The sequence below is a fragment of the Candidatus Bathyarchaeia archaeon genome, from assembly GCA_035283685.1.
Taxonomy (GTDB): Archaea; Thermoproteota; Bathyarchaeia; order Bathyarchaeales; family Bathyarchaeaceae; genus DATETJ01.
Genome location: DATETJ010000002.1, coordinates 338,281 through 364,678, shown reverse-complemented (window position 1 = coordinate 364,678; position 26,398 = coordinate 338,281). Strand labels below are relative to the sequence as shown.

The 26,398-nt window shown below is 48.3% G+C and carries 34 protein-coding genes; 22 read left to right on the top strand and 12 right to left on the bottom strand.

The window, feature by feature from the left end:
- Positions 1 to 8: 8 nt before the first annotated feature.
- Complete coding sequence (locus tag VJ249_02085) at positions 9 to 437, top strand: GNAT family N-acetyltransferase (GenBank protein ID HKZ93357.1); 429 nt, start codon at positions 9 to 11, stop codon at positions 435 to 437.
- Here the strand turns inward: VJ249_02085 and VJ249_02080 are convergent.
- Genes VJ249_02080 through VJ249_02070 form a run of 3 tightly spaced genes read right to left on the bottom strand, consistent with a single transcriptional unit; the run spans position 434 to position 2,409 of the window.
- Positions 434 to 1,003: a pyruvate kinase alpha/beta domain-containing protein gene (locus VJ249_02080; protein ID HKZ93356.1), complete on the bottom strand. Its 570-nt coding sequence runs from the start codon at positions 1,001 to 1,003 to the stop codon at positions 434 to 436. The two genes, VJ249_02085 and VJ249_02080, sit on opposite strands and share 4 nt — an antisense overlap.
- 18 nt (positions 1,004 to 1,021) lie before the next feature.
- Positions 1,022 to 1,567 carry a hypothetical protein gene (locus VJ249_02075; GenBank protein ID HKZ93355.1) on the bottom strand — a complete coding sequence of 182 codons (546 nt, stop codon included), beginning with the start codon at positions 1,565 to 1,567 and terminating at the stop codon, positions 1,022 to 1,024.
- Positions 1,564 to 2,409, bottom strand: coding sequence for an NAD(+)/NADH kinase (locus tag VJ249_02070; protein HKZ93354.1), 846 nt, complete (start codon positions 2,407 to 2,409; stop codon positions 1,564 to 1,566). Before VJ249_02070 ends, VJ249_02075 begins: the two co-directional genes overlap by 4 nt.
- A 103-nt stretch (positions 2,410 to 2,512) precedes the next feature.
- Here VJ249_02070 and VJ249_02065 point away from each other — a divergent pair, with 103 nt between their 5' ends.
- From VJ249_02065 to VJ249_02055, 3 genes are all read left to right on the top strand, one after another.
- Entirely contained in the window at positions 2,513 to 2,908 is a 396-nt protein-coding gene (locus VJ249_02065; protein HKZ93353.1) for a translation initiation factor IF-5A, read from the top strand.
- A gap of 91 nt (positions 2,909 to 2,999) precedes the next feature.
- Positions 3,000 to 3,929, top strand: a complete 930-nt coding sequence (locus VJ249_02060) for a deoxyhypusine synthase (protein HKZ93352.1) — start codon at positions 3,000 to 3,002, stop codon at positions 3,927 to 3,929.
- Between the two features lie 172 nt (positions 3,930 to 4,101).
- Positions 4,102 to 4,386: a hypothetical protein gene (locus tag VJ249_02055; GenBank protein HKZ93351.1), complete on the top strand. Its 285-nt coding sequence runs from the start codon at positions 4,102 to 4,104 to the stop codon at positions 4,384 to 4,386.
- Between the two features lie 35 nt (positions 4,387 to 4,421).
- Here the strand turns inward: VJ249_02055 and VJ249_02050 are convergent, their stop codons facing one another.
- A complete protein-coding gene (locus VJ249_02050) occupies positions 4,422 to 4,703 on the bottom strand; it encodes a hypothetical protein (GenBank protein ID HKZ93350.1) in 282 nt (93 codons plus the stop codon).
- Between the two features lie 139 nt (positions 4,704 to 4,842).
- Here VJ249_02050 and VJ249_02045 point away from each other — a divergent pair, with 139 nt between their 5' ends.
- The 8 genes from VJ249_02045 to VJ249_02010 all read left to right on the top strand — a co-directional run bounded on the left by VJ249_02045 (position 4,843) and on the right by VJ249_02010 (position 10,579).
- The gene (locus VJ249_02045; protein HKZ93349.1) at positions 4,843 to 6,192 is read left to right on the top strand and encodes a signal recognition particle protein Srp54; all 1,350 of its coding nucleotides are present in this window, start codon (positions 4,843 to 4,845) and stop codon (positions 6,190 to 6,192) included.
- A 28-nt stretch (positions 6,193 to 6,220) separates the two neighbouring features.
- Positions 6,221 to 7,558: a tRNA pseudouridine(54/55) synthase Pus10 gene (locus VJ249_02040; protein HKZ93348.1), complete on the top strand. Its 1,338-nt coding sequence runs from the start codon at positions 6,221 to 6,223 to the stop codon at positions 7,556 to 7,558.
- Positions 7,559 to 7,861, top strand: a complete 303-nt coding sequence (locus VJ249_02035) for a 50S ribosomal protein L21e (protein ID HKZ93347.1) — start codon at positions 7,559 to 7,561, stop codon at positions 7,859 to 7,861. It begins immediately after the preceding gene.
- Positions 7,862 to 7,864: 3 nt separating this feature from the next.
- A complete protein-coding gene (locus VJ249_02030; protein ID HKZ93346.1) occupies positions 7,865 to 8,197 on the top strand; it encodes an RNA polymerase Rpb4 in 333 nt (110 codons plus the stop codon).
- Positions 8,198 to 8,262: 65 nt separating this feature from the next.
- Entirely contained in the window at positions 8,263 to 8,817 is a 555-nt protein-coding gene (locus VJ249_02025) for a DUF655 domain-containing protein (GenBank protein ID HKZ93345.1), read from the top strand.
- A complete protein-coding gene (gene rsmA, locus VJ249_02020) occupies positions 8,780 to 9,655 on the top strand; it encodes a 16S rRNA (adenine(1518)-N(6)/adenine(1519)-N(6))-dimethyltransferase RsmA (GenBank protein HKZ93344.1) in 876 nt (291 codons plus the stop codon). The genes VJ249_02025 and rsmA overlap by 38 nt, the downstream gene beginning before the upstream one ends.
- Positions 9,624 to 10,250 carry a HemK2/MTQ2 family protein methyltransferase gene (locus VJ249_02015; GenBank protein ID HKZ93343.1) on the top strand — a complete coding sequence of 209 codons (627 nt, stop codon included), beginning with the start codon at positions 9,624 to 9,626 and terminating at the stop codon, positions 10,248 to 10,250. The genes rsmA and VJ249_02015 overlap by 32 nt, the downstream gene beginning before the upstream one ends.
- A 29-nt stretch (positions 10,251 to 10,279) precedes the next feature.
- Entirely contained in the window at positions 10,280 to 10,579 is a 300-nt protein-coding gene (locus tag VJ249_02010) for a muconolactone Delta-isomerase family protein (GenBank protein HKZ93342.1), read from the top strand.
- Between the two features lie 6 nt (positions 10,580 to 10,585).
- On the opposite strand, the gene VJ249_02005 is transcribed toward VJ249_02010, so the two are convergent.
- The 5 genes from VJ249_02005 to VJ249_01985 are packed head-to-tail and all read right to left on the bottom strand — an operon-like array spanning position 10,586 to position 12,940.
- The gene (locus VJ249_02005; GenBank protein HKZ93341.1) at positions 10,586 to 10,741 is read right to left on the bottom strand and encodes a hypothetical protein; all 156 of its coding nucleotides are present in this window, start codon (positions 10,739 to 10,741) and stop codon (positions 10,586 to 10,588) included.
- Positions 10,738 to 11,115, bottom strand: a complete 378-nt coding sequence (nifU, locus tag VJ249_02000) for a Fe-S cluster assembly scaffold protein NifU (protein ID HKZ93340.1) — start codon at positions 11,113 to 11,115, stop codon at positions 10,738 to 10,740. Before nifU ends, VJ249_02005 begins: the two co-directional genes overlap by 4 nt.
- Positions 11,116 to 11,117: 2 nt before the next feature.
- Positions 11,118 to 12,296: a cysteine desulfurase family protein gene (locus VJ249_01995; protein ID HKZ93339.1), complete on the bottom strand. Its 1,179-nt coding sequence runs from the start codon at positions 12,294 to 12,296 to the stop codon at positions 11,118 to 11,120.
- A gap of 15 nt (positions 12,297 to 12,311) precedes the next feature.
- Positions 12,312 to 12,680, bottom strand: coding sequence for a DsrE/DsrF/DrsH-like family protein (locus VJ249_01990; protein HKZ93338.1), 369 nt, complete (start codon positions 12,678 to 12,680; stop codon positions 12,312 to 12,314).
- Between the two features lie 17 nt (positions 12,681 to 12,697).
- A complete protein-coding gene (locus VJ249_01985) occupies positions 12,698 to 12,940 on the bottom strand; it encodes a sulfurtransferase TusA family protein (GenBank protein ID HKZ93337.1) in 243 nt (80 codons plus the stop codon).
- A gap of 138 nt (positions 12,941 to 13,078) precedes the next feature.
- On the opposite strand from VJ249_01985, the gene VJ249_01980 reads away from it, so the two are divergent.
- From VJ249_01980 to VJ249_01935, 10 genes are all read left to right on the top strand, one after another.
- Positions 13,079 to 13,594 carry a hypothetical protein gene (locus tag VJ249_01980; GenBank protein ID HKZ93336.1) on the top strand — a complete coding sequence of 172 codons (516 nt, stop codon included), beginning with the start codon at positions 13,079 to 13,081 and terminating at the stop codon, positions 13,592 to 13,594.
- Between the two features lie 121 nt (positions 13,595 to 13,715).
- Positions 13,716 to 14,213: a 50S ribosomal protein L16 gene (locus VJ249_01975; GenBank protein ID HKZ93335.1), complete on the top strand. Its 498-nt coding sequence runs from the start codon at positions 13,716 to 13,718 to the stop codon at positions 14,211 to 14,213.
- 30 nt (positions 14,214 to 14,243) lie between these two features.
- A complete protein-coding gene (gene ppsA, locus VJ249_01970; GenBank protein HKZ93334.1) occupies positions 14,244 to 16,706 on the top strand; it encodes a phosphoenolpyruvate synthase in 2,463 nt (820 codons plus the stop codon).
- 42 nt (positions 16,707 to 16,748) lie between these two features.
- The gene (dph2, locus tag VJ249_01965; protein ID HKZ93333.1) at positions 16,749 to 17,762 is read left to right on the top strand and encodes a diphthamide biosynthesis enzyme Dph2; all 1,014 of its coding nucleotides are present in this window, start codon (positions 16,749 to 16,751) and stop codon (positions 17,760 to 17,762) included.
- Positions 17,723 to 18,370: an METTL5 family protein gene (locus VJ249_01960; protein ID HKZ93332.1), complete on the top strand. Its 648-nt coding sequence runs from the start codon at positions 17,723 to 17,725 to the stop codon at positions 18,368 to 18,370. Before dph2 ends, VJ249_01960 begins: the two co-directional genes overlap by 40 nt.
- Before the next feature lie 2 nt (positions 18,371 to 18,372).
- The gene (locus VJ249_01955; GenBank protein ID HKZ93331.1) at positions 18,373 to 18,954 is read left to right on the top strand and encodes an exosome complex RNA-binding protein Csl4; all 582 of its coding nucleotides are present in this window, start codon (positions 18,373 to 18,375) and stop codon (positions 18,952 to 18,954) included.
- Positions 18,955 to 19,260 (top strand): DNA-directed RNA polymerase subunit L, encoded by a 306-nt coding sequence (locus VJ249_01950; protein ID HKZ93330.1) that lies wholly within the window; start codon positions 18,955 to 18,957, stop codon positions 19,258 to 19,260.
- Complete coding sequence (locus tag VJ249_01945; protein HKZ93329.1) at positions 19,245 to 19,655, top strand: ribonuclease III family protein; 411 nt, start codon at positions 19,245 to 19,247, stop codon at positions 19,653 to 19,655. Before VJ249_01950 ends, VJ249_01945 begins: the two co-directional genes overlap by 16 nt.
- Complete coding sequence (locus VJ249_01940) at positions 19,642 to 20,253, top strand: DUF99 family protein (protein ID HKZ93328.1); 612 nt, start codon at positions 19,642 to 19,644, stop codon at positions 20,251 to 20,253. The genes VJ249_01945 and VJ249_01940 overlap by 14 nt, the downstream gene beginning before the upstream one ends.
- Before the next feature lie 105 nt (positions 20,254 to 20,358).
- A complete protein-coding gene (locus VJ249_01935) occupies positions 20,359 to 20,709 on the top strand; it encodes a transcription factor S (protein ID HKZ93327.1) in 351 nt (116 codons plus the stop codon).
- 54 nt (positions 20,710 to 20,763) lie between these two features.
- On the opposite strand, the gene VJ249_01930 is transcribed toward VJ249_01935, so the two are convergent.
- From VJ249_01930 to VJ249_01920, 3 genes are all read right to left on the bottom strand, one after another.
- The gene (locus tag VJ249_01930) at positions 20,764 to 21,003 is read right to left on the bottom strand and encodes a hypothetical protein (GenBank protein HKZ93326.1); all 240 of its coding nucleotides are present in this window, start codon (positions 21,001 to 21,003) and stop codon (positions 20,764 to 20,766) included.
- Between the two features lie 216 nt (positions 21,004 to 21,219).
- Positions 21,220 to 24,834 carry a hypothetical protein gene (locus tag VJ249_01925; protein HKZ93325.1) on the bottom strand — a complete coding sequence of 1,205 codons (3,615 nt, stop codon included), beginning with the start codon at positions 24,832 to 24,834 and terminating at the stop codon, positions 21,220 to 21,222.
- 414 nt (positions 24,835 to 25,248) lie between these two features.
- Entirely contained in the window at positions 25,249 to 26,229 is a 981-nt protein-coding gene (locus VJ249_01920; GenBank protein HKZ93324.1) for a phosphate uptake regulator PhoU, read from the bottom strand.
- Positions 26,230 to 26,398: the final 169 nt, after the last annotated feature.

Here is a 26,398-nt window from a genome sequence, read left to right as displayed (position 1 = left end):
CTGTTCAGTTGAAGACCCGTAATCTGACCATTTCTGACCACGACCTAATTGTAGCATTGTGGCAAAAAGCCGGCTTATCTTACAGGCCTGAGGGAAGAGACCGAAAGGATGCTATTCAGGCTCAGATGGAAGAGAATCCAGATTTTTTTATGGGGGCTTTTGAGGGCAATCGGCTGGTGGGAGCTGTGATCGCTTCGAATGATGGCAGAAGAGGCTGGATCAACCGCTTAGCAGTAGACCCCGACTTCAGACGACAAGGAGTAGCAAGCGCATTGATCAACGAAGCTGAAAAAGTTCTGCGAACGCATGGTATGAGAATATTCTGCGCGTTAATTGAAGAGGGCAACACGGGCTCGATGCAACTGTTCAGGAAATGTGGCTACAAGGAGCTCAGGGATATCGTGTATTTTAGCAAGAGAGACAGCGGGCAGGTTTAGAAGTCTCTGGGCTTAGCGATTATCTCCCTTATTCTCAAGTCAAAGAATCTGGCTGCATTTGCAGGTTTTATAAGCAAGGCAGTGTCGGCGCCTTGACCTGTTCCAGCAACGGCAATGATATCTCTGTCAACAGGGATAAGCCCGGCGTCAGCTGCCATCAACGTGATTTCCACGCACACTTTAGTGCCCTCTCCCATCAGCCGCAGGGTGTTCGCCATCAACTCAAGCGGCTGCACAGTACCGAATACTTTGCGCACCGCTCTTTCAGCGCTGCTCAAAGCGTGTGTGCCAGTAAAGATCTTGGCTCCGTTTTCGATGATTTGTCTGCGGTATTCCTCTTTCAGTTGTTGCACGCCTGGTTCCGAAAAACCAGTGTTATGCGTGACCACAACTACGTTGTAGCCTTTGAGCAACTTGGCTGCGGCTGCGCCGGTTTCACCCCGTGTGGAAGCAACCACTATGTCTTTCACGCCCGCAGCTTCAGCGTAATCTTTTACAGCTTTCAATAGGGCTTCGGTGTTCTCTTTGCCCGGTTTTTCGAAATATACGGTTTTGCGTTCGGTCAAGGTGCTTCCTGCTTCTCGCTATTTTCGCAGTGGAGTTTTTCTTAACGGTTTTCTCTTCAGCTCTGTGCCACACGTCTCACAAGTTTTCAGTTTGGAATCCGTTGGGTACTCGCGGTGGCAGGCAGGGCAGTAAATCATCCAGTGGAAGCGGTGCCGGATTCCAAAAGTCAAGAGAGCGGCAAATTCCAAGCCCATTTGATTGGCCACATTCTGAATCGAGTAATCGTCAGTGACAACCAACGGGTTCTCGCCTTGATGCTTGAGCTCAGACGCCAAAGCCAAAACCTGCTTGTCGACCTCTGACAGAAAGCGTACATCGCCAACAGCTTTAGATGACTTGTCAACTTCACTAAGAGAATCTTCGGCAGGCGATTTCACTTCCAGTTTGCCGCTCTCAACGGCTGTCGTGAATCTTGTGAAAATCATTGAGTTTGATGCGAGTTCCTGTCTCACAGCGGGCACAGTGAACACGGAGTCGCGCACGGCAAACGGGTCGAATCCAGCGATGAAGGCAGATGTGTCTAAGACAAGGACCCTTTTGCCCGTGCTACGTCGAAATGTCACCGTCTCCGCCCCTCAGAAAAAAGAAGACGCCCCTTCAACCTATGATAAAAGTCGCCTGTAAACCGTATAAAAGATGTTTCGTTTTCCGACTTTGTAATCGTTACGCGTGATAGCTCAGGTGTTGTTTCAATTGGAAAATGGCCGTCGATGACGACTACGGCTTTTCGGGATTTTTGAAGTTCAACATGAACTGTGGATTTTGCTGAGAAAACAATGGGGTGAAATACCGTGAGCGGCGCAATTGGCGTAAACACGAAGGCTGAGACATCCGGATCAATGACAGGTCCACCTGCTGATAGAGAGTAGCCTGTGGAGCCTGTTTGCGACGCGACCACGGCGCCGTCGGATTGGCATTCTCCGATCAACTCGCTGTTTTTCCATATGCGCATTCTAAGGAGTTTCGCGGGCGCCAGCGAAGTGATTGAAACCTCGTTTAAAGCGTCGGGTAAGCGCTTTTTGCCCAGGTAAGAGGCTAGTTTCGTGGTTCGTTCTAGCCTGTACTTGCCTTTCAAAGTTTGGTTTATGGCTGCGAGAGCGTCTTTGGGCGCTACTTCGGCTAGGAAGCCTCTTGCTCCCATGTTGATGGCTAGTATAGGGGGTTCAGGTTTGGGGAGTTTGAGGCAGGTTCTGAGAATGGTGCCGTCGCCGCCGATTGTGATTATCAAGTCGGTTTTCATTTTTTCCAGCGGTGTGGCTAGGGCGGGTTTTTTCAGGTGTTTTGCGAGGTTTGTTTCAAGTTGAACATGGAGTCTCTTAGCGTGTAAAACGTCTGTAATGGCGTTAGCTAACTGTAGAGCTTGTTTACGGTCGAGCTTACTGACGATGCCTACAGTTTGGAACACGAGTGTGCCTCGCAACAGCGGGATACTTAGCGATAAGTTAATTAACACTATAAAATCATTGTTGTAAAAGCTTGTCTACGAAGCCGCTTGAAGGCGAATTGAGTTGAGCAAACCTGTTGAGCTGGGCGCCATTAAAGTCGGTAGTTATGTGATGGTTGACAATGAGCCGTGCCGCATCGTTGATTACACCAAGTCCAAGCCTGGAAAGCATGGCGCAACCAAGGCAAGAGTCGTGGCTTTAGGCGTTTTTGACGGAGTCAAGCGGAGTTTTGTCAAGCCTACAGATTCACAGGTTGAGGTGCCACTGATAGAGAAGCGCAGTGGGCAGGTGCTGGCGTTGTTGCCCAATGCGGTTCAGCTTATGGATTTGGAAGGTTATGAAGTGTTTGAGGCACCGTTGCCTGAGGAACAGGACCTGAAAGGTCGCTTGGCGAACGGCATAGAAGTTGAATATTGGCGGATCATGGGAAGAATCAAAATTCAACGAGCTAAAACCTAAAGTTTAGGCTCTCTTGCCTAAGGCTCAAGCAAACGGATAAGTTATTTTCACGTGTCTGGTTATTGTTTGTGACTGCAAAGCGGTGAAACCATTGAGAAATGTCAAACACATGAGGCTTCAGTCGGGAATGAGCGTCGACGATCTAGTAGAACAAATGAATTCTACCGGGGTTTTGGGAGCTGGAAAACTCGGAGCAGCATGCGAACTTGTCACCGAGATGTTCAGGAATTCAGATTACACGGTGTTCTTGACGTTATCAGGCGCTTTAGTGCCCGCGGGATTTAGGCGCATCATCCATGACCTTATCGAGAACGAGCACATGGACGTGTTGGTTACCACTGGAGCCAACATGGTTCACGACATGGTTGAAGCTTTAGGCTACAGGCATTTGGTTGGTTCGTTTCAGGCTGAAGATAGAAGGCTTAGAAAGGAGAACATTGGGCGCATCGGCGACATATACATCGAACAGAAAGCATTTCAAGCATTGGAAAAATGGCTCAACCAAACCGTGGAAGCCATACCTGAAGAGAAGAGAAAGCGCATTTCGGGCGCTGAATTGCTCTGTGAAATTGGGAAGAGAATCAAGGACAAGAACTCGATTTTAGCTGCGGCTGCCCAGAAGAATGTGCCGATCATATGCCCCGCATTTATTGACTCAATCGCTGGGTTCCAGATGTGGATGTTTGGACAGGACAAGACGTTGTGCATTGACCCATTTCTGGACACCAAGGCACTGATGGACAAAGTGTATGACGCTAAGAAAGTTGGGATTATCATTTTAGGCGGCGGCGTGCCCAAACACTTCGCTTTATTCGCCAACACTTTTCGTGAAGGCGTGGACGCTGCCGTGCAGATAACTATGGACAGACCTGAGCCAGGCGGATTGAGCGGCGCCTCTTTGGAAGAAGCCATAAGCTGGGGCAAGGTCAAACCGAAAGGCAAAGCTGTGACAGTCATTTGCGACGCGACAATAGCGTTTCCACTAATAGTTGCAGCTGCGCTCGAGAGGCTTAAGAAGTGAAGTTGTTATTGACTCAATGGCTTTGGTAACAACAACAAGCTGGAAAATTGTGTGGAAGAAGAAGGCAACTGACCCTTAAGGCCTTCTTCTTCCTGAATGTTTGTCACATGAGAAGTGTCTGATTGTCGGATAGGTCTTAAAAAGATAAGACGTATGTTCCTTAGTGAGTGCTATGGGCGAAGAGAAAATATCGACTCGGCATCCTTCTGGAAAGAAGGGTTGGAGCATTAGTAAAGCGAAGTACGACATGGTTAAAGCATCGATTTTGGATTGCCTGGGCAAGAGAGAACTGCCGCACACTGATTTGACTAAATGTGTGGGAGCTGCTTTAAGGGGTAAACTTGATGGCTCCGTTCCATGGTACACTGAAGTTGTAAAACTCGACCTTGAAGCAAGGCGCATCATCGAGAGAAATCCAGAAACCAAGCCTGAACGGTACAGGATAAGACGAAGTTGAAATCCAACTACATCCGCGTACAGATGGAAGTAGAGCTAGGTCTTTGCTCGACCTGTTTGGTTGTTGATTGCGTCAACAAGCAATATTGCTGTCAACGAAATCGCCAAGGCGAATAGTATCCAAATTGGAGCAGATGGAGGGTCAAGTCCATAATCTATAATGAGCCCTTCTGTTCTATAGACTAGAGCCTTGTAATCCATCCTCGTATCCCATAGAGCCCTCTCAATTTGATCGAGTATGTTCCATGCATAAGCGAAAGTCAACCCTTGAAGAGTGACCAACAAGCACAGTAATCCGACACGTTCAACCCTTTTCATAGCTGATACACCTAATTCCTCAGTCTTATATCTCACAGACTAAATGTGAAGCACAGGAATTTAATATCACAGTTTAGAACAGTGCAGGTCTGGGATACATATTTAAGACTGCCACCCCGTTAGGTTTGAAAGATAAACCATGGCTCTTGAACGCTTTGGCTCCTCTATATACGAGGCTATACAGAAGGTTTTCCGAGCACCAGTTGTCGACGAGGCAACAGTGAAAGAACTAATCAAAGACCTACAACGCGCCCTACTTCAGGCTGACGTCAACGTGCAGCTTGTCCTCACAATGTCCAAGAACATCGAGGACAGGGCGTTGAAAGAGAAGGTTCCGCCAGGCGTTTCACGGCATGAACACGTCATTAAAGTCGTATATGAGGAGCTAACCCGCTTCTTAGGCGAGAAGCCTGTTTCCCTGATGGTTGAGCCTGGCAAACGCACTGTCCTCATGCTTGTCGGCATTCAAGGTTCAGGCAAAACCACAAACGCAGCCAAACTTGCCCGCTATTTCCAGAAAAGAGGACTGAAGACCGGACTTGTGTGCGTTGACACTTATCGTCCAGGCGCTTTCGCTCAGCTACAACAACTGGCTACAAGAATCAACGTGCCCATCTATGGCGAAACAAGCAACAAAAACCCGGTGGACATAGCGCAGAAAGGATTGAAAACCTTCGCAGACAAGGATGTTATCATTATTGACACGGCTGGACGCCACAAAGAAGAGAAAAGCCTAATTGAAGAAATGAAGATGCTTGAAAAAGCCCTCAACCCCAACGAGATCATCCTTGTTCTGGACGGCACAATTGGTCAGCAAGCCTCAATTCAAGCCAAAGCATTTCACGAAGCCACTCCATTAGGCTCAATCTACGTAACCAAACTTGATGGTTCAGCCAGAGGCGGCGGCGCCCTCTCAGCCGTAACCGCCACAGGCGCGCCGATCAAATTCATCAGCACGGGCGAGAAAGTAGAGGATATAGAGCCCTTCGTGCCATCTCGTTTTGTTGGCCGCTTGCTGGGCATGGGTGACTTGCAGAGCCTCATCGAAAAAGTGCGCGAAGCCGAGGTTCAAGTGCCAAAGAAAAAAATGAAACAGATTCTGTCAGGCAAGTTCACGCTAACCGACATGTTTGAGCAGTTCGAAGCAATGAAGGGCATGGGCTCCTTCCGACGACTGCTAAAACTGATCCCAGGATTCTCCTATAACATACCCGACAACATGATGGACATGGCGGAAGACCGCCTCAAAAAATGGCGCGTCATCATACAGTCAATGACGCCTGGGGAGCGAGAAAACCCGAAGACGTTCAATTCATCACGCGTGCACAGGGTGGCAAGAGGATCAGGCACAAGCGAAAAAGAAGTCAAAGAACTGCTCAACCAATACAACATGATGAAACGCATGATGAAGACACTGCGCAGAAAACGCGCCCTCCCATTCTTCGGAAAACAAATACCGATGGGACAGTTGAAAGACCTAAAGGAATAGAAAGGCTTCACAGAAGAAGTGGCAGTTCTTGACGCTTGACATCCTCGACACAGCAAAAAAAGTGTTAGAGAAACATCCATTATGCAACCATTGCCTAGGCCGACAATTCGCACTCTTGGGTTACGGCGTCGATAACGAAAAACGAGGCGAAGCCCTGAAACTCATTCTAACAATGAAGGCACACCGACTGGCAACGATGAAGAACAACAAGGGAGTCACGCTACTGAAAACTCTGGCTTCCAACGGCAACTATGCAATGGCTACTGAAATCCTCAAAAGAATGAAGAAGAAAGCAAACGAGTCACAGCCTTGCCACCTTTGTCAAGGACGTTTAGAGTCCATTGAAGAACTGACAACTCTCGCCTTGGACAAGTTGAAGGAATATGAATACAAAACTACGCTTGTAGGCGTTGAACTTCCTGTTGAAGTGGAAGAACGAGAAGACGAGGTCAAAGGCGAATTCACGGTTAAGCATGGAGAAAGCTTGCGCAACGAATTCAGTCGAATCATCGGCAAAAGAATCGCTGAAGCAACTGGAAAACAGGTCGAGTATGAACGCCCCGAAATAGTTGTTCTGATCAATCCGTTCACAGGGCATGTTTATTTGCAGGTTAATCCGCTCCACATTGGCGGCCGATACCGCAAACTCGTACGCGACATTCCCCAATCACGATGGCTCTGTAGCAACTGCAGGGGCAAAGGCTGCAAGAACTGCAATTGGACGGGCAAGATGTATCCTGAATCGGTTGAGGAGATCGTAGGTTATCCAGCGCTGAAGATGACCCAAGGAGAGGACATAGCCTTTCATGGAGCCGGACGCGAAGACATCGACGCCCGCATGCTAGGCTCAGGGCGCCCCTTCGTCATCGAAGTCAAGAAGCCACGAAAACGTTTCATCAACTTGAGGAACCTGAAGGAGACGATTAACGCCGGCGCCAAAGGCAAAGTCGAGGTCTCCGATCTGTATTTTGCAGACAAAGACGTGGTTAGGAAGCTCAAACGGAGCGAAGAAGCTCAAAAACGATACAGGGCAACTGTGAAGGTGGATAAGCGCGTTTCTGAGAAGCAGCTGACAGCGTTGCGAGATGCTTTGAAAGGCACGCTTGTTAAGCAGCAGACGCCTAAACGCGTCATGCATCGCCGCGCTGATATGATTCGGGAAAAGTACATATACGAGGCGAATGTAAAGAGGTTGACGCCCAATCGCTTTGAACTAGAAATCCGATGCCAAGGAGGTCTCTACATCAAGGAATTGATAACGGGAGACGATGGCAGAACCGTGCCCAGCGTGGCTCAGATCTTAGGCGTCAAGGCTGTTCCTGCGGAGCTTGACGTGTTGGGCGTTTACATGGAGGACGATAAGTAATTGAGGAAAAAAGGCCATCAGATGAACACAAGAGCTCTGTTTAGGAAGGACCCTAGAGAACGAGGCAAAACAACATTGAGCAAACTCCTACACGGTTACAACGAAGGAGACAAAATCGTTGTTACGATAGACTCAAGCGTGCAGAAGGGTATGCCTCATAGACGCTTCCATGGGAAGGTGGGCGTCATCAGAGCTAAACGCGGACGCTCCTACGTGGTCAACGTAACACAGGGCGACGCCACAAAAGAAATAATTGTACGCCCAGAGCATTTGACGCTGTATTCAAGTGGTGTGGTGGATTAGGTTATGCCTCGAAAGGCAGTGCGCGAACGTATGTTGACCATTCCAGATGTTAAGAAGGTGCTAGAGCTGATTGGCGAAGACAAGCTGGATCAGTTTCAGCGCAGGTCATTGGATTATGCCTCCAAATTTGCCAAAGTGAATGAGGACAAGGCGGAAATGATAGTTGACACTCTTAAGGACAAGTTTGGGCTGGATCAAGAAGAAGCTATACAGATAGTCAACTCTATGCCCGAAAGCATTGAGGAAATCCGCGTGTTTCTAGGTGGAGGACGCAAAATCATCGAGACCTCGAAGCTCCAAGAGATACTAAGCTTTTTAGATGAGCACAGAAAATAAGAGAATAGGCACGCCACATCAAAAGAATTCGTTTGTTTAGGGATGAATGGTAGGACAAGGAGAGTATGGAGAAGAGGTACGAAGAACACGCCTACGTGCTAGACTACTTACCTCACGGTAGACCGCAGGCTAGGCCCTCGTACCGAGCAGGAGCCCTCGTCCAACTTGTCGGAGAAGAATTCTTCACTTTGCTCGAAGCCACTCTGAGAGAAGGCTTGCTCAAGAGGGCCGCTGACAGAGTCTACGTAGGCAAAGACTCGAGACAAGAGATAACCTACATAATTGGTCGGGTAAGCTACGAGGAACTCACTTCTGCGGCCAAGACAGAGTTGCCCACTGTTGTCGAAAAAATTGTGCTTAATCGAGAAGCTTGGTTCATAAATTTCTTTAATACAACTCAGGCGATAACGCCGCGAATGCATTCGTTGGAGTTGATTCCTGGGATAGGCAAGAAGTACATGTGGCAAATCATAAATGAACGCGATAGATCATCTTTCAAAGACTTCGTTGACCTGCAACAACGTGCCAGCATTCCAAGCCCCCCCAAACTCGTAACCAAGAGAATTTTGGAAGAGTTGTCGGGTGAAAGCAAATACAGGTTGTTCACTCGGGCGCCATAACAAATCGCTAAGCTTGTACAGAGAGACGCTCAACACGCTGCGCCGACATCGCATTTTCGCAAGGAAACGATTAGGTCAAAACTTCACTGTTGACGATTCAGTACTGCAGTCCTTGATCACCCATGCAGATGTGAATGCGAATGACACAGTTTTAGAAGTCGGCCCTGGACTTGGGACTCTCACCCGTCTACTCGCATCAAAAGCCAAGAAAGTCATCACGGTGGAGATAGACCCGAAGCTTATCCTCGTCTTAAGGCGGCAAATATCGCATCTCCAGAATGTAGAGGTCGTTGAAAACGATGTTCTGAAGGCTAATATTCCGAGATTCGATAAAGTTGTCTCGACTCCGCCGTATTCAATTTCTTCTCCTCTGCTTTTCTGGCTGCTCAAGAGACCATTCAAACTCGCGGTTTTAGTCTTTCAAGAGGAGTTTGCTAGACGGTTAACAGCATCAGTGGGCAGCAAGGACTACAGCAGATTGACTGTCGCAGTCTATTACCGAGCAGATGTGGAACTGCTTGACCACGTGCCGAAAGACTGCTTCTATCCGCCCCCAGATGTAGACTCAACAATCGTACGCCTTAAGCCCAAGCCAACGCCTTTCAGAGTTCAGGATGAGAAGGCATTTTTTGAAGTAGTTCGGACTGTTTTCACGCAGCGCAATAAGAAACTGCGCAATGCCGTTGTGCCCTTGATTCAGAAGCGCACTGGGACAAGGGAAAAAGCCCAAGCGATAGCTGACTCATTAACTTTTCATGACAAAAGAGTGCGCGAACTCGCACCTGAAGACTTCGGAGCATTAACCAATGAAATCACCGAGAAAACGCGTAATCTATGATGATCTCAACCTCGATGTGTTTAACGACGTTTACGAACCAGCCGAAGACACATTTCTAATCGCCGATATTCTGGATGAAGCTGTCAAAGACGGAGACACGGTGTTGGAGATCGGAACAGGCTGCGGAATCCTCGCCATCCTTGCAGCAAAGAAGGCACGCAAAGTCACAGCTACAGACGCGAACCCACATGCGGTTGAATGCGCCAGACTAAACGCTGACGCCAATAACGCCAGCAGCAAGATAGATGTACGCCGAGGAGACTTGTTTCAACCAGTGCAGGCAAAAGAAACGTTTGACCTCATCATCTTCAATGCTCCGTACTTGCCTTCAGCGCCAAAAGAACACAAGACTTGGGTTGGACGAGCTTGGGCTGGTGGACCAACTGGAAGACGGCTCATTGATCAATTTATCGCAGAAGCGCCAAGACACCTCAAAAGAGGCGGACAGATCCTGCTGGTGCAGTCCAGTCTAGCGGACATCGACAAAACCTTGAAACGGTTTCATGCAGCTAAGTTAGAGGCGAAGGTCATCGCTGAAGAGAAAGTGTCGTTTGAAAACCTTGTTGTAATTCAGGCAAGTAATTTATCCAGATAAAGCGCATAGAGTTGAAGAGGTGACTGGACGTGAAGTTTCTGGTTTTGCAGTGGATAAAGCCTCAAGTGCCCATCGAACGATTAGCCCGGTTAACACCAGCTCAGTTCAAGTATCTTGAAAAGCTCGAGTCAGACGGCAAGATTGACTCTTATTACCACTTAATCGGGCGGCAAGGGCACATGATAGTCTGCAACGCAAACTCAGACAACGAACTATCGAGGATAATAAGCGAAGACCCCTTGTTCTTCGATAGTGAACGCCAAGTCTACCCGTTGACGACTAGAGAGGCACATGAAAAGCGCCTGATGGAAATGCTTGGGCGAAAGTGAACTGCCCTATTTCTTCTTTTTCTTTTCGAACTCTTTTGCGTGGGCTTCGCAGCAGAAGTAGTATTCCTTGTCGCCAATTGTACGCTTGACTAATGCGAAAGCGCATTTTTGTGGCTCGCAGATGTCCACGCTACACAGGTCACATTTGACAAACTCGGTCATTTCTGCGCCCCCTTCTTCTTCAAATAATCCTGAATCGCCGCATGCAGGCCATCAGCAGCTAAGTTTGAGCAGTGCATCTTTATGGGCGGCAGACCACCTAGGTTGTCAGCCACATCGCCACGGGATATCTTCATCGCTTCTTCCAAGGTTTTGCCCCTAGCCAACTCAGTTATCATGCTGCTGGTCGCGATGGCTGCGCCGCATCCAAAGGTCTTGAATTTGATGTCTTCAATGTGGTTGTCCTTGACCCTGATATAGATGGCCATCAAGTCACCGCACACCGGATTGCCCACTGTTCCGACCCCGTCAGCGTCAGGCATTTCACCCATGTTGCGTGGGTTGCGGAAATGGTCAAGGACTTTTTCGGTGTACATGACTATTGCTGCATCTCCTTCGGAGTTAATGGAGAGATAGATCGGAGTCTTTTAACTATATCGGGCAGCGCGTTTACAACGTAGTCGACGTCGTCTTTTGTATTTTGCTTGCCCAAAGTGAAAAGCAGTGAACCATGAGCTTCCTCATGTTTCAACCCAATGCCCAACAATACGTGCGAAGGCTCTAGAGTCTTAGATGTGCAAGCCGAGCCTGAAGAGCAAGCGACCCCAGCCATGTCGAGACTCAGAATCAAAGACTCGCCTTCAATGTAGCTGAATCGCACGTTGGCATTGTTCGGCAAGCGTTGCCTTGGATGGCCGTTCAGAAATGAGGAAGGCACGCTGTCTAGAGCGCCTTTGATCAATCGGTCTCGCAGATCGGTCAGCCTCTCGGATTCAGCTTTCATTTCTGCCTTGGCGATTTCGGCCCCTTTGCCCATGCCTACTATAGCGGAAATGTTCTCTGTCCCAGACCTTAAACCTCGTTCCTGTCCGCCCCCGTGAATAATGGGCTCGATTCTAGTTCCCGTTTTGACGTAGAGGGCGCCTATTCCTCTCGGTCCGTACATGTCGTTTGACGAGATTGACATCAAATCGATGTTTTCGGCTTGAACGTTCATTGGCACCTGCCCACAAGCAGCCACAGCGTCCGCATGGAGAGATGCGCCTTTACGATGCGCTATCTCACCTATCTCTTTAATCGGTTGAATGGTGCCTATTTCTCCGTTGGCGTTAGCAACAGAGACTAGTGTGGTCTTGTCCGTAATCGCTTTTTCCAACGCTTGAAGGTCAACCGTACCATGCGTGTCTACGGGGACAAATGTGACTTCAAATCCCTGTTTGATCAGGCTCTTGCATGGGTTCATCACGGACATGTGCTCAATAGCCGTGCTGACAATGTGATTGCCCCTGTCTTTGTTCCTCAACGCGACGCCCTTTATGGCGAGGTTGTTGCTTTCTGTACCGCCTGAGGTGAAGAACAATTCTTCAGGCTTCTTTGCATCGATCAAGGCAAGTATTTGTGCTCTGGCGTCTTCCATGGCTTTTCGGGCTTCGTTACCCCACGAGTGAGGCGAGGATGGGTTGCCGCATTTCTCTGTGAAATAGGGCATCATGCTCTCAAGTACTCTGGGATCAACTGGCTTACCTGCCGTGTGATCCATGTATACACGTCTCGTCATCTTGGGCTCAGACCTCTAGAAACACAACACGACGTCAGCATCTAGAGCCAAATCGTTTAGGGTGGCAGCGCCAACCACTTTAGCTTCAGGTATGAAGTCTCCGCGAGCAATGTCAAGTAGCATGCAACTTTGCTCGCACACCGCAAGCTTGACGCCAGCTTTGATGGCTTGATCCATCACTTGCCTTAACGTTGGGAACTGACCAATTTTTACTTGTTCAGCCGCGCCTTTCTTGACTACCGTTATGCCCTTTATGACAAAATAGACTGTGGTATCTAAGCCCATAGCAGCCGCTGTGGCAGCCAATATAAACGGTGCGTAAGTTCGCTCAGGCGTGTCGACACCACTTGTCTGCACGTAGAGAATCTTCTTTTTGGCATTCATTCTTGGATTTTTCCTCCTTATTTCACCTTTCTTATCACAAATCGAAGTGTGTTGCCCTCTTTATTCATGCTCAGAATCTGCTGCTCCAAGCGTTTGCAGAGGCTCTTTATATCTTCCTCAGCAGCTGGGTCGTCCGCAAGAACCTCGAGTGTCTCGCCGACTTTCATGTTGTCTAGCTCCATGCGTACTCTGAAAACGGGTTCAGGACAAAAGAGCCCCAAGCAGTCTAATGTTCGATTTGGCTGAACCTTCTCGGGCATAGCACACACTTCCTTGGCTTGTGAAAATTTAACATAATATTTCTCATACATATAAACCGTTGGAGTTTAACCTATCATGCTAACAAATCAAATATAGTTCAGATGTGTCTTAATGCAGAAGGCTTAAGGTGCAAGCGCATGTGCATAGTCGGCAAGAACAAGCTCATTGAACTAATCGAAAATCACAAGATCATTTACCCGTATGATTACCGTCTTCTCGACGGCGACAGCTACGTCTTAACTGTCAAAGAAGAAGCTACATTGCAGTATTTGGAACACCGCAACATCAATTCCAATGAGGTTGTTTTCACGCCACCGGAATATGTAGCGCACCTTACCGCTAAGAGCCGGTACGGGCGCATGGGCTTATCATTCCTAAACGCCGCCAAAGTCCACAGCGGCTTCGTCGGCCGCCTTGCCCTTGAACTAGTCAATTTGAGCAATGATCGGAAGTCCATAACAATCAAACGCGGCGACCCATTCATGCACATTGAATTTATCACGCGGGAAGGTGAGCCTTCGCCTTACATGGGTGAATACCAGTTTCAGGACATGACCCATGACGAAATAATGATGTACATACCGATTCTAAGAAAGGTCTTTCCAAACTTCAGCCAGCTTGCCAAGACTTGGTTGAAAGGCGACTTTCCCTAAGAACCATTTATGGGCTAATCTTTCTCTAAACATAGCTCTAATTCATATTTCTTTTAAGTTGAAGTTCTCAACAAATGGTTTAAATATAATGCACTCGTATGCGTGAAGATGGGATGGCTTTATGAAAGCGAAAAACTACCGAGCGGTCAAAGGCGCTCCCTACACGCGGAAAGAGTACATTAGAGCATCCCCTCCATCGAAGATTACCAAGTTCACAATGGGCGACACAAAGGCAAGCTTCTCAATGCAGGCTCGGTTGATAGCCACAGGTGCGGTGCAGATTCGCCACAACGCGCTTGAAGCTGCACGAGTGGCATCTAACCGTGTTCTTATGACCAAGTTGGCAAACGCCTACGTTTTGCGAGTCGTGCCCTACCCTCACACGATACTGCGTGAGAACAAGATGATCTTTGGTGCACACGCCGACCGACTTCAAGACGGCATGCGAAAAGCCTTCGGCAAACCCATTGGCATAGCTGCCAGAGTCAAAGTCGGGCAGCCCATAATCGAAATCGGCGTCAACGAAAACGCAGTTGAAGTGGCAAAGGAAGCTCTACAAAGAGGACAGGCCAAGCTACCAGTCCCATGCCGCATAGTTATCGAAAAAACACCGAATTGACCTACACAGGTCTAAGAGAGGTGAACATTGTTGCCTCCACCGCGTAAAGAAAAACACATTCTCTGGTTTGAGGAGCTGGGCAAAGAAGACATACCGCTAGTAGGCGGAAAAAACGCCAACCTCGGCGAAATGCTACGAGCCAAAATTCCTGTACCGCCTGGTTTCGCCATAACAGCCCAAGCTTATCACGAGTTTATCACAAAAACAGGCATAGCTGAAAAAATCTACAGGACGATTGAGGAAACTGTCACTGACCCTGATGACCCAAAGCAGTACGAGAAGGCTTCGAAAGAGGTTCGAAAAATAATCGAGTCCACGCCGATGCCTGCTGACATCGAGAAGGCGATAAGAGCCGCGTATGAGGGACTCGAAGAGAAAACTGGTATAGCGGAGGTGTTCGTGGCAGTTCGATCAAGCGCCACAGCCGAAGACTTACCAGACGCATCATTTGCAGGTCAACAGGAAACGTATTTGAATGTTAAAGGCGCAGATGGACTAATCGAGAAGACTAGGAATTGCTGGTCTAGCCTGTTTACACCCCGCGCCATATTCTATCGGGATCAAAAAGGGTTCAAACATGAAGAAGTTCTCATAAGCGTAGGCGTCCAAAAAATGGTTAATTCGAAGGTTGCAGGCGTTACGTTTACAATAAACCCCGACACTGGCGACGCAAATCAAATTGTAATCGAGGCCAACTGGGGATTGGGCGAATCAATCGTGTCTGGAGCAGTAACTCCCGACAACTTTAGCGTAGATAAGAATACCCTTAAGATCACTGATAGGAGAATTGCCAAGAAGACAGTGGAATATATTCGTGACCCAAAGGCTGGAGAAACGATTCATGCAACGGTACCCGTTGAAAGGCAAGAACAAGCTAGCCTCACTGATGAAGAAACTATAAAACTGGCCGAGACAGCAAAGCGCATTGAAGAACACTACGGAAAGCCGCAAGACATCGAGTGGGCAATTGACCGAGACTTGACTTTTCCAAAAAACGTTTTCATTGTGCAGTCGAGACCTGAGACTGTTTGGACCTCAAAATCGCGGATACCCACTGCCGAAATCTCAAAACCAACCCTACTACCCACTCAGACCGGCATGAGAGTTGTTGCCAAAGGAATAGCAACTGGAAGGCGAGACGTAGGTGCTGGCGTAGCCAAGATTGTTTTCACGCCCGAAGACGCATCAAATCTTATGCAGAAAGGCGACATACTTGTAACTGAAATGACTAACCCTGACTATGTGCCATACATGAAAATGGCTGGAGCCATTGTCACAGAAAGAGGAGGCGTCACATGTCACGCTGCGATAGTTAGCCGTGAACTCGGCATACCATGCATTGTTGCCGCGGAAAACGCCACAAAAACTATGGTTACTGGCCGCGAATACACGGTTGACGCCAGAAGCGGCGTGGTCTACGAAGGTAAGCTTGCCATGCCTGAGGCGCCCGGACCAGCCTCGATCATGTCCACAGTCTCCGCAGGCGGAGTCACGCTTGAATCTGCACCGATAACTGCCACAAAGATTTACATGAACCTCGGTGTCCCAGAGAAGATAGAAGAGTACAAGCATCTTCCGTTTGATGGAATCGGCCTTATGCGCATTGAATTCATCCTTGCCAGTCACATAGGCGATCACCCGGTTTACCTGCTTGAAACAGGCAGAGGCGACGAGTTTGTCAACAAGTTGGCTGATGGTGTGGCCACTGTGGCAAAGGCTATTCACCCTCGCCCCCTAGTTGTGCGGCTCAGCGACTTCAAAACCAATGAGTATCGTGAATTGAAGGGCGGCGACAAGTACGAGATCGTTGAGGCCAACCCAATGCTGGGCTGGCGAGGAGCGAGCCGTTACATTAGCCAGTGGTACGAGAAAGCATTCTTGCTCGAATGCAAAGCCATACGCAAGTGCCGAGAGGAATGGGGGCTAACAAACGTCTGGATCATGCTTCCAATGATTCGAACGCTTTGGGAAGCCAAAAAATGCCTCGACATCATGAAGAAGGAAGGCTTGGAACGCGGCAAAGACTTTCAAGTATGGTTCATGGCGGAAACGCCAGCCATCTGCATCATGGCCGACGAGTTCTCGAAGCTGTGCGACGGCTTCAGCATAGGCTCCAACGACTTAACCCAAGGCGTCTTGATGATTGACAGAGACTCGGAAAGGCTCGGTTTGATGGGTTATTTTGATGAACGTGACCCCGCGATCAAACGAATGATTGCACATTTGATCAAGGTTGCGCATCAAAAAGGAGTAACAGTGTCCATATGTGGTGAAGGGCCATCAAACCTGCCTGACTTTGCTGAATTTCTCGTGCGCAATGGCATTGACAGCATCTCTGTGAACAACGATGTTGTTGTCCGAACCCGCCAGTGGGTAGCCAGCCTTGAACAAAAGATACTGCTGGAACGTCTAAGCGAAATTAAAGAAAGCCTAGGACGACCATCAAAGAAGGTCAAGCCTGAGTCTGAATGGAACCCTGAATGGGAAGAGTAAACTGCTAAGCTGTTTCTTTCCGTCAGAGCCTGGTAGTGTTTCTTGAAGCCCTCTATCTTTGATTTCGAGGAAGCAAGAGTAAAGGAAGAAGTGAGAAAGCACAATGCCAAGCGGGTTCTTATCCAGCTGCCTGAGGGCTTGAAGCCTCAAGGTCCACGATTGGCAGAGGCAGTTGAGGAAACAGGCGCACAGGTCATCGTTTCAGCGGACCCTTGCTACGGCGCATGCGACTTGGCACTTGAAGAGGCAGACGACCTGAACGTTGACTTGGTTATTCATTTTGGACACAGCTCAATGCATAGAGGCAAACATGAACGTGTATCAGTGGTCTACATCGAAACCAAGGCGACTCTTCGTTTAGAGACTGCAGTGAAAAAGGCTCTGCCTCTTCTCAAAGCATGGAAACGCATCGGGCTTGTGACAACAGTTCAACATGTTGACCAATTGGATGAAGCCGAGAGGATGCTCTTGAAAGCTGGAAAAAGCGTTGCCGTCGGCGATGCTGGCAGACTTAAGTATGCAGGCCAAGTTATTGGGTGCGATTACAGCAACGCGGACGCCGTTGCAGAGGATGTGGACTGCTTTCTCTTTGCTGGTGGGGGCAGGTTTCACGCGATTGGTGTGGCTTTAGCCACGTCGAAACCCGTCGTTGTCGCTGATCCCTATGAGGAAAGAGCCTATTCAGTTGATTCTGAGGCTGAACGAATTAGGAAACAACGCTGGGCAAGCATTAGAGCGGCGGTTCACGGCGAACGTGTGGGCATTCTGGTTGGCTTAAAAAGCGGACAGAGACGACTTGAAAAAGCACTTCAAATCAGCAATAGACTGAAGAAGGCTGGAAAGAAATCTTATCTCTTAGCTATACGAGAAGTCACACCGGAGAGTTTGAGGGAGTTTCCAACTCTAGACGCTTATGTCAACACAGCGTGTCCGCGTATCAGCTTGGACGACGCATCAAGGTTTCATAAGCCGGTTCTGACCGTAAACGAAGCTTTGGTTGTAGCTGGAGAAATCACATGGGAACAACTGCTCAGAAAAGGCTGGTTCGAAGACTAGACTTGGAACGTGTCCTTCAACAAGTAGAGCCTTATCCGTCACCCAAGGCTCGTCTCGAGCAGTACACCATTCCCGTCGATGTTGCCTCGGAGATACTATTCATAGCTGCGTACGTTAATGACGATATTCTAGGCAAAACAGTTGTTGACCTTGGCTGTGGCACAGGCAGACTCGCCATAGGCGCCGCGTTCATAGGAGCAAGAGAAGTAGTAGGCGTTGACGTGGACGTCCTAGCTGTACGAAAAGCCAAGGAAGTCGCCGAGAAATTAAACGTAAAAGAGAGACTGAACTGGATAGTCGGCGACATCGGTGTATTGCGTGGCAAATCTGACACTGTTCTTCAGAACCCCCCTTTCGGTGTTCAGAGAAGAACAGCAGACAGGGAATTTCTTCTTAAGGCGTTGGAGCTAGCGCCCAGAATCTACTCGCTTCACAAAGGCGGAGAGAGCACTCGGGCTTTCATCAAAAGGTTTATTGAGTCGAAAGGGGGAAAGGTTACGAGCATATTTCAAATGAAGCTAGACATTCCGCGAATGTTTGAGTTTCACACCAAACGTAAACATGAGGTCGATGTGGATCTTTATCGAATTGAGGTTAAAGAGGAATAATCATGGCTTCACCACAAGCTAAACGCAAAAGCGGACAAATCGTAGTGCCAGGCGACCGGTTAGGCGTGATTGAAGAGTTTACGCCCGGACCCGGAACTTACGAATCCGAAGGCACGATTTATTCAGCTGCCACAGGCAGAGCACTCATGGATCTACTGAACAAACAGGTTACTGTTTATCCCAAAGCCCACATTAGCAGCGTGCCACACGTGGGCACGACGGTGACTGGCCAGGTTTCAGAGGTGCAGAACAAGCAGGCAACGATACGGATCTTTCAGGTGGGTGACCGCTCGTTAAGCGGGTTTTTCAGCGGTTTGCTGCACATAGGAGACGTTAGCCCCCGCTACGTAGAGAGCATGTATGACGTTTGCAAGGCGGGCGACATCGTCAGGGCAAGAGTGGTCAGCGACAAGAACAGAGTCTTCCACTTAACAACTAACGATAAGGACTTGGGCGTGGTTTACTCTTTCTGCTCACGCTGTGGACACCCACTGTCACAGAAGAGGTTTATCATGCGATGTCCAGAGTGTGGCAATTCTGAAAGAAGAAAAACTGCCGCCGACTACGACAAAGGTGAAATCTAGATGGAAATCAAGATTCTCCGCAAGACAACTGATGAAATGCGCGTCGAAATCGTTGGTGAAGGACACACATTTTGCAATCTCTTTGAGAAAGCCTTGCTTGAAGACCCGACTGTGGAGGTCGGCGGCTACAGCGTACAACATCCACTGGTGTCAAACCCCATAATGCACGTTCGAATGAAGGAGAAACGTAAACCAGAGAAGAGACCTGAAACCGCGTTGAAAGAAGCTGCTGAGAAGATACGACATCGCAACAAGGAATTCCGGGTCAGTTTTGAAAAAGCGCTTGAACAATGGCAGAAGAAATGACTCGCTCAACGCCTACATTGAAGAGTTACAATAGCTTTGAGGAGATTTTACTCGACAAGGATCTTGCTGGCTTAGGCGACTCCTACGTCAATTTTGTCTACTCTTTGGCTATGTCCCAAAGACACGGACATCCTATGGGCGCTAAAGTCAACAACCAAGTCCTTGCAAACGCTGTCGAAACGTCAGGGCTGCGCAAGCTACTTCCCCACCGAGTAGACAGGCATACCCGTGGAAACGCGGCTGAGGCGCTGCTTGTTTTCGCTTGGCTTCAGGACCTGCTTGAAATGGAAGACTGCATCAAAGCGTTGTCAGAAGGCGAAGACCTAGCTGAAGCGTTTGCTGCCCTTCTGCTGAAGATTATGCACAGACTCGGCGCATGCCATGAACATAAGTAAGCGTAAGAAAGCTGAGAAACGCGACATTCGTGAGGTCAAACCCGAGATTCGAGTCTTAGGCATAGACGACGGAGTGTTCACACCACACTCAGATGAAGTGGTTGACGTCGTAGGCGTGGTTTTTAGAGGCGGCCAATGGCTTGACGGCTTCATGCACACCACCGCAAGAGTAGACGGCATGGACGCCACCGAGAAGCTGTCACACATGATAACAGAGTCGCCGCACTACCGGCAACTGCGCGTAATCATGATTAACGGAGTGACACTTGCAGGCTTTAACGTCGTTGACATCGTGGAGCTTCATGAGAAAACGAAGCTACCCGTCATTGCGGTCACACGTGACAAACCAGACTTGAATGACATAAGGGAGGCATTGCAGCATCTGCCCGAGGCAGACAACAGGTGGAAAGTCATACAGAAGGCAGGCAAGGTCGTCAAGGCGCGCACTCGTGAAGGTGAGGAGCCCATCTATGTGCATGCAGTAGGACTTTCCAATGAGACCGTCAAACGCATATTGAAGAATACGTCAACTCGAAGCAACATTCCAGAGCCGTTGCGTGTAGCGCACATTATTGCTTCCGGACTTGGGCAACGGTAAGCACACGATCTTTGTGTCCGTTTAGCTTGTGGAAAATGGAAAAGGTTAAAAGACCCGGCATAAAGGAAGAACGCAATACTCTTAGAAAGTGAGGGCAGCAATCACATGGAGTTTTGTCCTAAGTGTGGAACAAGGCTTGTCCCTAAGAAAGGCAAAGAAGGAAAGAAAGCCAACATTGTAATGACCTGTACAAAATGCGGTTACAAGAAGCGACAACCCACAAAAGGACTGAAACCCGTTGCAAAAGTGATTGAACACAGCCCGCAGGAGACCATAGCCGTCATCAGCAAGGAAGAACAGAAACTGCGAGTTCTGCCCACAGTGCGAATCGAGTGCCCAAAATGCGGAAACAACCTAGCCTACGTATGGCAAGTGCAAACCAGAGGAAGCGACGAATCCTCAACCCAATTCTTCAGATGCACTAAATGCAGCCACACATTCAGAGAATACAGCTAGAGCGATTGAAAAAAGAAAATGCACTTGCTTCTGCATGCAAGGGGCTGTTCTGTTCTACACTAATCTCTGGCGGGTTCTTCGCGCGTATTCTTCCGCTTCTGCTCGCAACAAATCGACCTCAAGCTGCCGAGCTCTGCATGACATCATGGCTGCATAAGAGTCGGAATCATCAGTTTGTGCCTGAACGCCCAATACAGAAGCCTTGGTTGTCTGCAGTACAGCGCTGACCTTATTGAAGAACACGCTTGCGCCAGGCAACCTGAACAACTTCTGCTTCACTTTTGAGACTTCCATCCTTGTGTCACCCCCGTTTGTTTTCTTGGTCTACCCTTAAGTTAGGAAAAATACCTGGGTTTTTTTCCAACATGAAAGAGCCAAGAAACTGAGCCAAACCATGAAACGGCATTACCCAGCGGTCTTACTTCCAAAAAGAGACAACATCTAGCACATACAGGAGAATAAGCCATGAAAATTGCTTGAACTGGAAAGTCCGTTCCGAAACAGGCGACTCTATTTTTCCCTAATTTTCATAACTTGCTGATCAATGTATCTTTTGATTATGTCTTTTTCATAAGCTATACGTACTCTGGTTATCTTCCCTCCCCGACCCCGTTCCTCTGTGAAAATTCGTAGCTCAACGACACCACGACCTTCTAGCTCCGAAAGGCCCGTTCCACGGTGTGCTTGCGTACCATAAACGCTAGATTTTGAAACCCCTGCATTTTTCACGATTTGCATGAGGGTTCTCCAGCCTGACTTGTCCAGAGTCAGCCTCTTTCTCATGTAATCTTCTACAAAGCTTTTAGTCAGATACTCGAACACTCTTTGCGCATTATTTGCGTTAAACTCGAATTTGCCCGTTGGATAGATCGTAATTGCCGCTGGTTCGGGTTGACATACCTTGAATCGCCCAAGTTCGTCAACATAAACTATTCTGGGACTCAGGTGGACAATTCCACCTTCCGCTGTTGTTGCCAAGATTTTAATTGATTCAAGCTTGTGGGGCTCAAGACGTTTGCCCTTTAAGTCAACAGTGCCGTCGTCCCACTTGTAATCGGGAACAGCTTCAGTTATCTTGAGATTTGAGGGCGCCATGCTCTCTATCCTTACCAGCAACCCTGGTTCACTGGCAACGTTTGCTAAATCAAGCCGAATTTCAAACACCTCTCCAACCGTTACTTCATCGGGCACAGCTAAGTGTGCTTGGATGTTGGCGTGCTCAAACTTTTCCAAGCCGACGGGTTCTTCATGGGTTGGGCTGGGAACCGAGATGATGGACGTGCTGGATGCAATGGACGGAGCCCTCAACGCTTGGTTTAGCGAGAGTGCAAACTCGCGTTTTTCTCGAACCATTGCCAAGACCTTGAGAACTTCGTCTCTTTTGCCTCTATACCCCGCTTTTTCATAAAGGTGCACTGAGCGTTCCAAGTATTTCTCCGCGAACTGATAGAATTGAACCTTCTTCTCATGGGCTATCTCAGTTTCAGCAGAACTCATGTGCATAAACGCGTCGAGCAAGGCTTCGTTCGCATTGACCCATGCTGATGCTTTTTCAAACCCTGCTTTCAGGTAATAATTAGCTGAACTTTCCATGTTTTGTTTGGCAGTCGAGTAGAACGCCAAGTCTCCAGTCACCTCGAATTGTGTTCCCGCCTCAGCCGCTTTGCAGAATGCGCTGTTTCCCAGCGCCAGCAGACTTGCTTTCTCTTTGGAGCTATGCTCTTTCGCCTTTAGAAAGAGCTCAGAACTCTGAGAGAAGAATTCAGGCGAAACTTTTCGCTCGCCTAGTTTCATTTTCTCCCACGCTTGACAAGAGTAAACTATTGGAAGTAGCTCTTCGCGTTCCCAATCAGTTGCCTGCGCCTCCATGACTCTCTGAAAAGCTTCTGCCGCCAGTCCGTACTTCTCTGCACTTTGCCAAGAGTCGCCTTCCCCGTTGAGGATTCTGCCCTCTTCAAGCAGAATTCTCCCAAAACAATATTCCCGCCTAAGATCAGAGACTTTGCTTAACTCAGTGGCTTTGTCTCTTTCAGCCAAACCTTGGATTCTAGGGATAGCTGCCTCAAGGGACTGCTTGGCCTTAATGAAGAGTCTGGCGGCTTCTTTGAAGGCACTTATAGCTTCGGTGTTCCGTTCTTTTCTGCTCAGATCTTCGCCGTTCTCTAAATGCGCCCAGGCAGAATAGTTTGGGGCAAGATAGCGCCAAGATTTTGACGACTTGCACAGGTCAGACGCCTTTCGGTATCGCGCTTTCGAAAGCGCATAGTCCTCAACACCATGATAGTGTCTTCCTTCTTCGATTTCTTTCCAAGCCTGCATGTAAAAGGCATGGTCCAGATAGAACTCCTTTAACGGAATTACCCCGTCTGCGGCGGCCCGATATCTTTCGGAGGCGGACTCAAAGCTCTTTGCTGCTGTCAGATAGTCGCCTAATTTGTCGTAGTTCATGGCTATTTGCCACTGGGCTTCAGCGACTCTGCCTGGCCAGCCGGCTTTGCTGTAGGCCTCGACAGCGCCTTCATGCACTCGAATTGCCTTTCTGAGACAGCCAACATCTGCAGTTAACGAGTAAAGTTGTCTCAGGATTCTTGCGTAGTTGTCTTGGTACTTTCCAACTGTAACATAGAGACTTGCTTTAGGTGAAAGTCGTAGGCGTTTAGAACAAGCCTCCAAACTATTCTCCATATTCTCAACGGCTTTCCCCAAGAGTTCACGCTTCTTGGAAGCGTCACCCTCAATATTAGCTAGCTCTGAGTTTAGAAGTGCCAGGTAGTTTCTGAAAACTCCACGGTTCCAATAGTCAAAAGGGAGGGCCTTTTCGGTTATCTTCACGCTTTCTTCTCTATGTTTCAAGGACTTCTCAAGGAGTTGTTTCTTCTTGTCCATATTGGTCTCGATCGTGGCCAAGTAATAGAGAGCTTTGCTAAGGCCATGGTAAACGCCCCAATCTGGTCTGGGAAATTGACCGGATCGCTCAGCGTAGGTCAAGATCTGTTGGCCGACATGAACCGCATTCTCCAAAAGTGCGTGTCTTCTCTGAGGATCGGTCTCCTCCTGAGCAAGAGAGGAATAACTATCTGGCAGTATTCCGAAACTTACAGGAACAAATGAGAAAATTCGAAAGTACCGCAATGCATCTTCTTCATATGCAATGGCCTTTCTGAACAATTCCTTCCTCTTATCTGGGTCTTGTTCTAACAAGCACTTCCAATAAAGACCGTAAGCTAAACAATGCGCTGCATGACCTTTCAGATAGTTATCTCTGAGTTTCTGAGCTAGATGCATTGAATCTTCGAAGCACTTTAGAGAGTCTTCAAGGTTTCCGGTCCAATCAGCAGTTGATATCCCACACCAAATGTTTGCCAAACAACTAAGACGGAGGTCACCGGTCTTCCTGCATAGCTCAACTGCTTTCTTCAGGTAGTTCCAACCTTTTTGGCCAAATTCCTTTTTGTTTTCTTCTGATTCACAAATGTGTCGTGCGGTCTCGTAGAGTTTGCCGGTCAGAGAATAGGCTTTGGCGACCTCGTTGTCATCTTTCATTTCAGAGAATGTAGCAATTGCTTTTTCCCCAAGTCTCAGAGTTTCACGTATCATTCTCTCTCGCTTGGAGTAATCCCACTCAAGTGTGCATCTGTCACTGTCACTTTCGCACAGGCACATGACAAGTTCGTTATAGGCTTTTCCCAATCCAATCGGGTCTCCAGCTTTCCCAAAAAACTTGGAAACCCTCATTTTGAGCGCATTGAACGCCTCTAATGCTTCCCTCTTTTTGTCCGGTGATGAAGCAAGCCAAAACCTGGCATAAGAGGCCATACCAAGACATTTACATACTCTCGCTTCATTTCCCCCAATTTTTTCGTAAGTGTTTGCTGCATTATCGTAAGCTTCAGCAGCCAGCCTAAGACGCTCCACAAAGCTTCTAGGAGTACCTGCCTGCATCGCTGCCAAGCGATAACATAGACCAATCGTTTCGTAGAGCTCGCTTGTTCTTAGAAAGTCACCATACTCCCGGCTGACGTCTGAGCCCTTTATGTACAATTCCGCTGCGCTTGCCCACTCATAGGCATCCCTCTGTCGCTTGGCCTCTGATACGATGTCGTTCAGACTTAGGTTTCTGGGCATCGCTATCAGAATAATATAAGATAAAACCAACTGTTAAAAAGAGTTTGCAAAGTGAAATTCCCGTAGCTGGAACGCATGAGAAGTAAAGCTGTGGGCAAGATTCAAAAGCATAAAGAACACGAAGAAGAAGCTACTGAATGACTGAAAGGGAGGTGAATTTGGAATGGGTTATGAAGCCGCTGGAAGAAAAATAGATGAATTATTGGAGCAACTCGATGAAGAAAACCTCTCTGAAAAGGCAAAAAAACTTAAGAAAAAGGTAAAAGAAATTGTCGACTAGCCACCGTCAATTATGGAGACCGTATAGAAGCCATTATCTAAAAGCACACAACAATGTTTAACCGACTCTCAACTTCTACCCAAGCAACATGTTGTTGTGTACAGTGACTTCGAAAACAGCACACGGCCGTCGTATTATTGTGTTTTCGGCATCACCAAGTCGGCGATGTCTACTCCATGACGGAAGATCTGCCTTATCGCGGTTGCAGCTACCAGCAGTTGAGGCGCGATATTCGAATAACTCTTGTGGAGAGTGGCCTCTATTTCATTCACCAAATCCTCAACATTACTTCTCTCGTTCCTTAACGCCTCAGCCAAGCCAATGTCGCGCGTAAACATTGCCTTCAAAGCATTCTCATGAGTGTCAAACGCCGCTTTGTGCAAGCGTAGGAGCAGCTGAGACAAGTCCTTAGCGACTTTCGAGGTTTTCATGTCGATAGTCGCCTCAGCCAATCTCACCGACTGATCACCGATAGCTTCAACTAAGCTCGCAGTCAAGCGATAGTCTAAGCAGTCTATTGGCAAGATGCCAAGCTTCTCACTTAATCCAGGGTTCTGAATAACTGTCCTGAGAATGCGCACCAAGAGAAAGTACAGTCGATTGACTTCGATGTCACGCGACACCACATTTTTGGCCAGATGAGCGTCACTCTCAACAAGAGCCGTGACAGCATCACGATGCATGCCCGACGCGATTGAATGCTCTCTCTGCAGAATTTTATCCGGTGGAAAAGCCGAAGGTTCCAGCAAGCACTGCATAACAATCTTAGAGTAGTCTTCTTCAATGATCTCTAGGCCAATCAAACGACTCGAAGACTGCTTAATACGCCCGCGATCATCTGAGCTAATTCTATCTTTCGCCTCAACGCGGATAATGTCATAGCCAAGCAGATACTTGCCCATGACCTCACGATCAAGTAGAGGCGAAGGTTTGATAACTGCGACTTCGGGCACGTGCTCAACATTATATTTAGCGTTGAGAATGAGGCGCCCGTCAACAGCCTCAGTAAGCTCTACCGACGAGCTTTTTTTCAACCCGACGCGCGTGGCCCAATTCTTGGGCAGGCACACGAAGAACGTGCCCCCTCCGGTGCGTTGAACCTTCCTAAGTTCCATGGCGATCCCCAAATCGACATATGTATTGATATAAATAAAGTGTTTGCAGTTGGAAGTGTTATAACTCGCGCTCGGAAATTCCTATACTTTGTGGAAAAGCTATATGGCAAATTGGGAAACCTATCATGAGACAACCCGAGAGGACCATTGTGGGCATCGGTCTCGCAGC